Raw genomic sequence first — 5,148 nt, 5'->3', positions numbered from 1 at the left:
CGATCTGCCAATATCCGAAAGCCAGATGCGCCTTTACCCAAACATCATGGTGGAGGATACCGCCAGCACCCTGAATAAAAGGGTCGGCTGGCTGCTGCGCGGGCAGGAGGCGATTGTGGTACCGGATTTCATCACCAAGTGCCGCTGCCAGGCGCAGGGCACCGGTATCGGTTTTCTCCCGGAGCCGATGGCGCGTGAGGCGGTTGCCGCCGGGGAGCTGGTGGTACGTCAGGTGCAGAATCCGCGTCAGGATTCACGGATGCTGCTGGTGAGCCGCCACGCCGCGGTGGGGCAGGTGACGCAGTGGATCCGCCGCGCGTTTCGTCCGGGCGGTGAGCTAAGGGCGCTGTACGGGGATTTATTGTGTCAGGAGAAGCAGAATAGCTCTTCGCCGGGCGGCGAAGAGCGGATGCGGCAGAAAATCTAGCGGCTTTCCGGCATGGTTTTCTGCATTTTGTGCCAGATGAGGCCGCTGTCGTGGCCGTAGCTGCGCACCGCTTCATACACCGCATCGTGCTGGCCTTCTTCGCAAATCTTAGCCAGCTTGTGATAGAAGCCCAGCGCCAGGCTGCGCGCTTCGGGATTGGCAAAGTAGTGGCGGCCAATGCGCGTATAGAGCCCCTTCATGCCGTTAAGGATCAGGCCATAAATCGGGTTGCCGGAGGCGAATGCCAGCCCGCGAAAAATGTTGTAATCCAGCTCGGCAAACGCGTCACCGTGATCCTCTACCTCTTTCGCCGTGGCGAGGACTTCCAGCGCCTGCTCCGGATGCTGGCGGAACGCCGTGCGGATAAAAATGGTGGCAATGTTAGTGCGAACGGAAAGCAGATTATCGAGTAACTGCGGCACGCGATCGTGATCGAGGCGCGCCAGCGTTTCAAGAATATTGAGTCCTGACGTTTCCCAAAAGTTGTTTACTTTGGTGGGCTTGCCGTGCTGAATCGTCAGCCAGCCGTCGCGGGCCAGGCGCTGCAGCACTTCGCGCAGGGTGGTGCGGGTAACGCCAATCAGTTCGGAAAGCTCACGTTCTGCCGGGAGGATAGAGCCAGGAGGGAAGCGGTTATTCCAGATACTTTCGATGATGTACTCTTCTGCGAAACCCGCCGGGCTCTGCGCCTTGATGACCATAATAAGATTTCCATTACACAGCGTTGCAAATTTTGGGACTCATCATACCAGAGGCTCCGGGGGCCAGATAGCGGCGCAAGTGAATTAAAAGGGGATCGCGGTTTCATTTTTATTCATTTGTGCTGCTGGTTTACATCACGTGTATCTCCGGCAGGAGAAAATCCGGCGGCAAGGGCGCCAAGGTGTCGGCACGCCGGGTTATGAAATGACGTAAGCTCGCGTAATGGAAGCGGCGTAAATGTCCGGAAAGAATACTGTTACCGATTATCAGGTGGCTGAGAGAATGTTTTGGTTTACACTGCACTGATTTAGCATATTTAGGGAAATAATTATGTTGCGATACTTGAATCAATGCTCCCGCGGCCGGGGTGCCTGGCTGCTCATGGCGCTGACTGCTTTTGCGCTGGAGCTTGTCGCGTTGTGGTTTCAGCACGTGATGCTGCTGAAACCCTGCGTGATGTGTATTTACGAGCGCTGCGCGCTGCTGGGCATTATGGGGGCCGGCATAGTGGGCGCCGTTGCACCTAAAACACCGCTGCGCTATGCGGCCATCCTTATCTGGATCTACAGCGCCTGGCGCGGCGTACAGCTGGCGTGGGAACACACTATGATCCAGCTGCATCCTTCACCGTTCATGACCTGTGATTTTGCCGCCCGCTTTCCGTCGTGGCTGCCGCTGGATAAATGGCTGCCGCAGATGTTTGTTGCCAGCGGCGACTGCTCGGTGCGCCAGTGGGAGTTTCTCGGTCTGGAAATGCCCCAGTGGCTGGTGGGGATTTTTGCCGCCTATCTGATTATTGCTATCCTGGTGCTGATTGCACAGCCGCTGAAGCCGAAACGCCGCGATCTTTTTAGCCGCTAATGACGGAAGCCTCCGGTTAGACCGGAGGCTTTTCACCGATTATTTCCGCAACTATTTCCCCATTGTCAGCGGCGCTGACAAATCTCCCACGATAAACCTTGCTACCCAATGTTTAACGTGCGTTAATGAGTTGTCGGTTTGAACAAGCTCGATATCCGAAGCAGTTTTCTTTAGTTGTTCACATCATAAGTCCCTCCTTTGATGTCTCATCTTCAGTTCTCTCTACACTCTGATATCATTTCAGACCATGAACGCCTGCGGGCGAAATTAAAATATAAGGTAATAAAAGATGACGAATAAAATGACCGGACTGGTGAAGTGGTTTAACGCCGATAAAGGTTTTGGTTTCATTACGCCGGACGATGGCAGCAAAGATGTATTCGTACATTTTTCCGCTATCCAGAGCGATGATTTTCGCACGCTGAACGAAAATCAGAAAGTTGAGTTTGCCGTTGAGAATGGTGCCAAAGGCCCCTCAGCAGTAAACGTTGTCGCGCTCTGAGGACACGATAATTAAAGAAGCAATCCATTTCCGATGCCCGTGCTGCCACGGGTCACAATATCGGGTATCGCATTTTGACATCACTGAACAGAATCCATTTGGCGCCAAGTGTATTTTTTGTAAATCGGTGATGGTACCGTTTGATAATATCCGTTCTGCTGTTCACATTGAACATGCCGCAATACGCTACTCTAATTAATTCTGTATGCCGGCAGTGATATGCCGACATTATTTAACCGCCGAAAGGCGGTTTTTTTATATCTGCGCGTCAGACATTCCCTATTCCTGCCATCGCGTTTCGCCGTGCCCATGGCGGCCAATTGTTGAGACTTTCAGCCCAAAATGATAAATAACGTAGCCAATTCTTAACTCCGCAAGGGAATAATGATGTGGTTTATTTTGGCATTATCACTGGTGCTGCTGCCGATTAACCGGCGCGCGGCGGGAATTCCGGCAATTGTCGCAATCGCTCTCGGGGCGGCCCAGGGCGTGCTGGACTGGCGCGCCCTGGCAGCTCTCGGCGGGATTATTATGCTGGCTGTCGCCTGGCACAAGGCCGCAGGGCATAAAGCACTAAGGGTTGTACTTGAGCTGATGCTGCTGGCGGCGGCAATCGCGCTTACGATGCACCAGCTGCCGGGGTTTCACAACATCAGGGTTCTCGACGGCGTGCAGGCCGGGCCGCAGAGCGTGCCATTTACGATGTACTACAACGCCGATAAGGCGCTGGTGCCGTTCGTCGCCTTCATGATCCTCGGCACGCTGTTTAGCGATGGAAAAAAACACGCGGTGCCGCGCTGGCGCTGGCTGGTGCTGGGCCTGAGCGTGCCGGGCCTGCTGCTGGCGGCAACGCTTGCCGGCGGTCTCAAGATCGAGCCGCACTTTCCGCACTGGCTGCCGGAGTTTGTATTTGCCAACGTGCTGTTCGTGTCGCTGGCGGAAGAGGCGCTGTTTCGCGGCTGGATCCAGCAGCGCCTTACGCAGCAGCTATCAGCGATACCGGCGCTGCTCATTACCGCAGTACTGTTCGGTTTTGCCCACGCCGCAGGTGGACCGCTACTGGTGGCGTTTGCCGCGCTGGCGGGGATCATTTACGGCCTGGCGTGGATGTGGAGCCGCAGGCTGTGGGTTGCTGTTCTTTTTCACGTGGCGCTAAACCTCTGCCACCTGCTGCTGTTTACCTACCCGATGCTGCGCGCGACCCACGGCTAGGGTTCAAAGCCGCGGGGGTTGCGTGGCGAAAGCTGCCGGGATCCGCTACATTGGATTGAATATTCAGACTATTTGTAGCGGTGGCGCGGTGAGGAATTTGCAGGACGACGTAAGAAAGCGCCAGGCGCTGCTGTTTTCAGCGGCAATCACGCTGTTGTGCCTGAGCCTGTGGATCTTTTTTCTCCATCAAAATCGGCTGGGCAAGGTGAGCGACGGAATGAGCACGCTCAACACCCAACTGATTATTGCCTTCAACGATAACGAGCTTATCGCCGACGCCGTCGGCGTGCGTTATCAGCAGCTGCTCGCCAGCGGGCACTGCGGCGATCCGAACGACTACGTCCAGTTTGGTGACGGCATTTGGGCAATCAACGGTGATAAATCAAACCTTAATCCTGCTGCCGGTACCCTGATAGCCCGCTCGGCCTCTGCCGAGGGCCGCTGCATGTACGCGGCGGGGGAATTTATCAGGCAGAAAACGAATGCCCTGAATCCCGGTGACATCAACGTGCACCGCTATATTATCGCCCGGGATGCCGGCTGGTTTTACTGGTTCATTTCGGGAGACTCGACCCGGTTCAGCTTTACTAACTCGACGATGGCCAAAAATCCCGCAGCATTTTTCGCGCCGCCGGCCTCCTTTTACGACAGGGTGCTGCAAAAAGACATCGGCATAAAAGCCAACAGCGCCACCAACTTTTACGATGATAAAATCACCGGCGAAAGGGGCTACAGCATTGTCAGCTACATTTACGATCTGTCTCATGAAGCGGTTTCCAACAAAATCGTCGGCTACCTTCTGTATGACCACTCCGCCGGGGAGCTGCAGCAGTCGTTAAAAAACGCCTTTGGCGGCGCGCTGCCGCCGGGGCTGATGCTCGCTATTTATAACCGTATCACCAATGAAACCCTGTGCCTTACCCACAGCTGCGACTGGATAGATCCGCCGCGCACGCGCCATCTTTCCCACCGCTATCAATTCCGCTACGCGCTGCCCGTTTACCAGATGGCATTTCGCGATCCGGCGGCGCTGAGCGGGATTTTGCTGTCGCCGCTGCTGTTTTTGCTGATAACCCTGCTGCTGCGCCGGCGGCTAAACGCCCACGACATCAAAATTTATACCGATCCGCTAACCGGCTGCTTTACGCGAAAAATCATGGATTTCGTCCGCAACCGCCCCGGGGAGTATTCGGTGGTGATTTTACTGGACTGCAACAAGTTTAAGGCCATTAACGATACCTGGGGCCACAACACCGGCGACAGGGCGCTGCAGATCGTTGCCCGCCAGATGATGCTGAACGTGCGGGCGGAGAAGGATCTGGTGATCCGCAGCGGCGGCGATGAATTCGTAATTTTGCTGCGCCAGACGCCGCTGGAAGAGGCAAAAAACATTGCCCGGCGGGTTGCCGAGCGCATTGCCGACAGCGAGTTTAACGCCGGTGAG

7 protein-coding genes are annotated in these 5,148 nt (G+C 55.5%); 6 read left to right on the top strand and 1 reads right to left on the bottom strand.

All coding sequences use genetic code 11. The features are described 5' to 3' along the window. Positions 1–427: LysR substrate-binding domain-containing protein (locus tag QZ766_RS00480; RefSeq protein ID WP_297196144.1), on the top strand; the 427-nt coding region annotated here is incomplete at its 5' end. Here the strand turns inward: QZ766_RS00480 and fadR are convergent. Next, complete coding sequence (fadR, locus tag QZ766_RS00475) at positions 424–1,128, bottom strand: fatty acid metabolism transcriptional regulator FadR (protein WP_297196142.1); 705 nt, start codon at positions 1,126–1,128, stop codon at positions 424–426. The two genes, QZ766_RS00480 and fadR, sit on opposite strands and share 4 nt — an antisense overlap. Before the next feature lie 331 nt (positions 1,129–1,459). On the opposite strand from fadR, the gene dsbB reads away from it, so the two are divergent. The 5 genes from dsbB to QZ766_RS00455 form a co-directional block, all read left to right on the top strand. Further along, positions 1,460–1,990, top strand: coding sequence for a disulfide bond formation protein DsbB (gene dsbB, locus QZ766_RS00470; protein ID WP_297196141.1), 531 nt, complete (start codon positions 1,460–1,462; stop codon positions 1,988–1,990). Between the two features lie 289 nt (positions 1,991–2,279). Next, positions 2,280–2,492: a cold shock protein CspG gene (gene cspG, locus QZ766_RS00465; RefSeq protein WP_297196139.1), complete on the top strand. Its 213-nt coding sequence runs from the start codon at positions 2,280–2,282 to the stop codon at positions 2,490–2,492. A gap of 10 nt (positions 2,493–2,502) precedes the next feature. Beyond that, positions 2,503–2,691: a cold-shock protein gene (locus tag QZ766_RS23030; protein ID WP_366509355.1), complete on the top strand. Its 189-nt coding sequence runs from the start codon at positions 2,503–2,505 to the stop codon at positions 2,689–2,691. Positions 2,692–2,879: 188 nt separating this feature from the next. Beyond that, the gene (locus QZ766_RS00460) at positions 2,880–3,704 is read left to right on the top strand and encodes a CPBP family intramembrane glutamic endopeptidase (RefSeq protein WP_297196146.1); all 825 of its coding nucleotides are present in this window, start codon (positions 2,880–2,882) and stop codon (positions 3,702–3,704) included. Between the two features lie 22 nt (positions 3,705–3,726). Further along, positions 3,727–5,148 (top strand): GGDEF domain-containing protein (locus QZ766_RS00455; RefSeq protein ID WP_297196136.1); only part of this gene is annotated, 1,422 nt, incomplete at its 3' end.

Origin of the sequence: uncultured Pluralibacter sp. (assembly GCF_913775985.1) — a bacterium.
In the GTDB taxonomy this organism is placed as follows: domain Bacteria; phylum Pseudomonadota; class Gammaproteobacteria; order Enterobacterales; family Enterobacteriaceae; genus Pluralibacter.
This window is presented reverse-complemented; position numbering and strand designations above follow the sequence as displayed.

Bases quoted from the DNA above. Each gene is read 5' to 3' on its own strand.
- fadR (WP_297196142.1), bottom strand. From the start codon at position 1,128: ATGGTCATCAAGGCGCAGAGCCCGGCGGGTTTCGCAGAAGAGTACATC.
- dsbB (WP_297196141.1), top strand. From the start codon at position 1,460: ATGTTGCGATACTTGAATCAATGCTCCCGCGGCCGGGGTGCCTGGCTG.
- cspG (WP_297196139.1), top strand. From the start codon at position 2,280: ATGACGAATAAAATGACCGGACTGGTGAAGTGGTTTAACGCCGATAAA.
- QZ766_RS00460 (WP_297196146.1), top strand. From the start codon at position 2,880: ATGTGGTTTATTTTGGCATTATCACTGGTGCTGCTGCCGATTAACCGG.